The 2,944-nt window shown below is 57.9% G+C and carries 5 protein-coding genes; 2 read left to right on the forward strand and 3 right to left on the reverse strand.

From position 1 onward, the window contains the following. On the forward strand, window positions 1-335 hold a 335-nt coding region (locus IRZ24_RS18810), incomplete at its 5' end, for a pyridoxal-phosphate dependent enzyme (protein WP_366914334.1). After that, a complete protein-coding gene (locus IRZ24_RS18815; RefSeq protein WP_297167803.1) occupies window positions 329-757 on the forward strand; it encodes a M67 family metallopeptidase in 429 nt (142 codons plus the stop codon). The genes IRZ24_RS18810 and IRZ24_RS18815, both read left to right, overlap by 7 nt. A 77-nt stretch (window positions 758-834) precedes the next feature. On the opposite strand, the gene IRZ24_RS18820 is transcribed toward IRZ24_RS18815, so the two are convergent. From IRZ24_RS18820 to IRZ24_RS18830, 3 genes are all read right to left on the reverse strand, one after another. Further along, complete coding sequence (locus tag IRZ24_RS18820; RefSeq protein WP_297167807.1) at window positions 835-1,506, reverse strand: phosphoribosylanthranilate isomerase; 672 nt, start codon at window positions 1,504-1,506, stop codon at window positions 835-837. Window positions 1,507-1,600: 94 nt separating this feature from the next. Next, window positions 1,601-2,236, reverse strand: a complete 636-nt coding sequence (locus tag IRZ24_RS18825; RefSeq protein ID WP_297167810.1) for a hypothetical protein — start codon at window positions 2,234-2,236, stop codon at window positions 1,601-1,603. Between the two features lie 90 nt (window positions 2,237-2,326). Continuing rightward, the gene (locus IRZ24_RS18830) at window positions 2,327-2,779 is read right to left on the reverse strand and encodes a transcriptional repressor (protein WP_297167813.1); all 453 of its coding nucleotides are present in this window, start codon (window positions 2,777-2,779) and stop codon (window positions 2,327-2,329) included. Between the last annotated feature and the right edge of the window lie 165 nt (window positions 2,780-2,944).

Raw genomic sequence — 2,944 nt, forward strand, 5'->3', positions numbered from 1 at the left:
AGCCAATGCAGGGCGATAGCGTCCAGGGCTTACGTAGCCTGGAAGACGGCTTTGTCCCGCCGGTCCTTGACCTGTCTCTGCTTGACGCGCGCATCCTGGTCTCAGGCATTGATGCCATCCGGCGCACCCGCCAGCTCAAAGATCAAGAGGGTATCTTCGCCGGTCCCTCTTGCGGAGCAGCCCTGCATGCGGCCTTGCGTGCGGCAGCCAGCATGGAACACGGAAAGATTGTGGTGATCCTCGCCGATGGCGGCTGGAAATATCTGAGTGAGGATCTTTGGACGCGCGACCTGGGCGCGCTGGAGGAAGATCTGGAGACCAAACTCTTATGGTAGCAGAAGCCTTTGTTGTGCGTATTCCTCGTGCAATGTATACGGAAATGGTGGCCCACGTCACCGCCGGCTATCCTAATGAAGCCTGTGGCTTGCTGGCGAGCAAGGATGGTCGGGTGGTGAAAAACTACCCGACCCCTAACGCCGCCGAGCACCCAGATGATTTCTCCGAGATCTCTTCCCAGGACTTGCTGCGTATTGCTAATGATATCGATACCTACGATGGTGAGATGTTTGCCTACTATCATTCTCACCCGCGCAGCGAGGCCTACCCCTCTGCTCGTGATATCGAATGGGCCAAGCGCAATGGCCTCTACTACATTATCTTTTCACTGCAGTACCATCCTGAACCTCCCTATGCGCGCGTTTTCTCCATCAAAGCGGACGGGAGTGTCAGCGAAGGCAAACTAGAGGTAATTGATTAAAGCTGGCTTGTGGGGGCTGGTTGGCTGGTTGATTTGCCGGCTGGTCGCTCCATTCTTTCAGCCCCCATCCGTCCGCCCTACAGCCCGGGGCGCTCAAGCTGCCTGAAGAAGCGCTCTAACTTATGAGGGTCGAGGCGGCCTTCCGTGCGGACCGAGCTGCAGAGGTCGATGCCAAAGGGAGCAACCTCCTCAATAGCGGCGCGGACATTCTCAGCGCTGATGCCCCCTGCCAGGAAAACAGGAATGGGGACCAGCTCGCGAATACGCCGGCTAATCGTCCAGTCATGCACCTGGCCGGTCCCGCCGAGGATTTTAACCGGCAGGTCGGGCCGACCCGAATCGAGCAGGAGTGCATGCACAAAAGGAGCGACCTCCAGCGCCTCCTCGATAGCTTCTGGGCCACGAACGTGGATAACTTGCACCAGAGCAATACCAGGCAGCGCCTCACGCAGGCGCTGGTGGCTCCCTGCTGGCAGGCGATCAACGAGTTGCAGCGTATTGGTGCGACAGCGGCGTTGCTGCTGAATAATCGCCTCTACATTCTGTTGACTGGTCAGCAGAAAGGAGGCGATTGGTGGAGGAATACTGTCCACGATCTCAGTGATCAATTCCTCCGCAATGACCCCTGGCCCGCTCGGCATCTGCGAAACCAGGCCCAGCGCATCGGCGCCATAGCTGATCGCCAGCCGCGCCTCCTCCCTGCTACTAATACAACAGATCTTCACGCGTGGCCTCTGCACAGGTTCCATTGCCAGTACTCCTTGCTTTGACTGTGAGGCTCTCCACACCTCACCGATTGCGGCTGGTCAGAAACGCCACTGCTCCGCTTGCTGGGGCCTTCAGTCAGGCATTCCCGAAGAAGAGAGCTGCTAGAAAAACAAGTATACCACTGCCAATGACCTGAACAATAGAGACTAGCCACTTCGTCCCAAAGTAGCGATGGCGAATAGCGGCGATTGCCAGTAGCTCGGCGGCAACCACCAAATAGGCGGTGGCCAAGGCGAGCTGCAGGTGAGTAATCAAAAACGGCAGCGTATGCAGAGAGCCACCTACAAAGGTCATCAGACCCGTAATCGCTCCGCGGATAATGGGGCTACCGCGTCCGGTCAAGACGCCGTCATCCGAAAGCGCCTCTGAAAAGGCCATGCTAATCCCAGCACCTGTCGCCGCGGCCAGCCCCACCAGGAAAGCAGTGAAAGGCCGGTGAGTAGCAAAGGCTGTGGCGAAGATGGGAGCCAGGGTAGACACAGAGCCATCCATCAGCCCAGCCAGACCTGGCTGAACCACGCGCAGTAAGAAGTGGCGCGAATCCGTATTCTTGGTAGCGATCCCTCGTAGAATCTCTGCCAGCTCAACCTTTACCCGCTCTAATTCCGAGGGCCGCCGCTGTAAGACCTCCTGCACCTCTGCTGTCATCTCCTCCTGTCCGCTTGTTTTATTGTCCGCTTGTCGGATCTCAGTCTCCGAATTATGTGGCATAAAAGGACTCCCTACCATGCCGGTCAGTAATCGATGCGTCCTGTAACCTGTGCGATCGTCACACCGGATGAGCTGAAGCTGACCTTCACTTTACTCAGCCTCAGCCGCCCCCGGGTCTGGCGCAATCTGTCTCGCCTGCTCTCTCTCTGCCTGAGCCTTCTGGCGACAAGCGGCGCACTGGCCATAAAGCCGCACCTCATGAGAATGCAGCTCAATCCCTGCCGCCTGAGCGGCCATTCGCAGCGCCTCCTCTGAAAGGCGCACATCGACAGGCAGATCGAGGAGCGCGCCGCAGGTCGTGCAAATCGCGTGATCGTGACGCTCGATATGCCCGTCATAACGGCAGGCCTCATCGCTGCGTCCCAACTCACGGATCAATCCCTGCTGCGCCAGACTGTGCAGGATACGGTACACGCTCGCCACCCCGATGCGAGGGCGTACCTTGCGCACAGCCTCGTAGATCTCCAGGGCGGTCGGATGATTATGGCTGCTGCGCACAGCCTCCAAGACCGCCTGGGCATTGGCGTTCAGCGCCTCCTTCATAAGTGCCGTCGGTCCCCCAGACCCTGACATTAGGGTTGCCTAATAATGATAATCATTATCAATATGCTGCCTTTATTGTAGACGCAGGAACAGGCTCTTGTCAAGAGAGGATGGTCTGCTATGCGAGGGAAGCGAAGGCATGGTAGCAGCAAGCAGGCGCAAGAG

This window comes from Thermogemmatispora sp., assembly GCF_019683755.1.
Taxonomy (GTDB): domain Bacteria; phylum Chloroflexota; class Ktedonobacteria; order Ktedonobacterales; family Ktedonobacteraceae; genus Thermogemmatispora.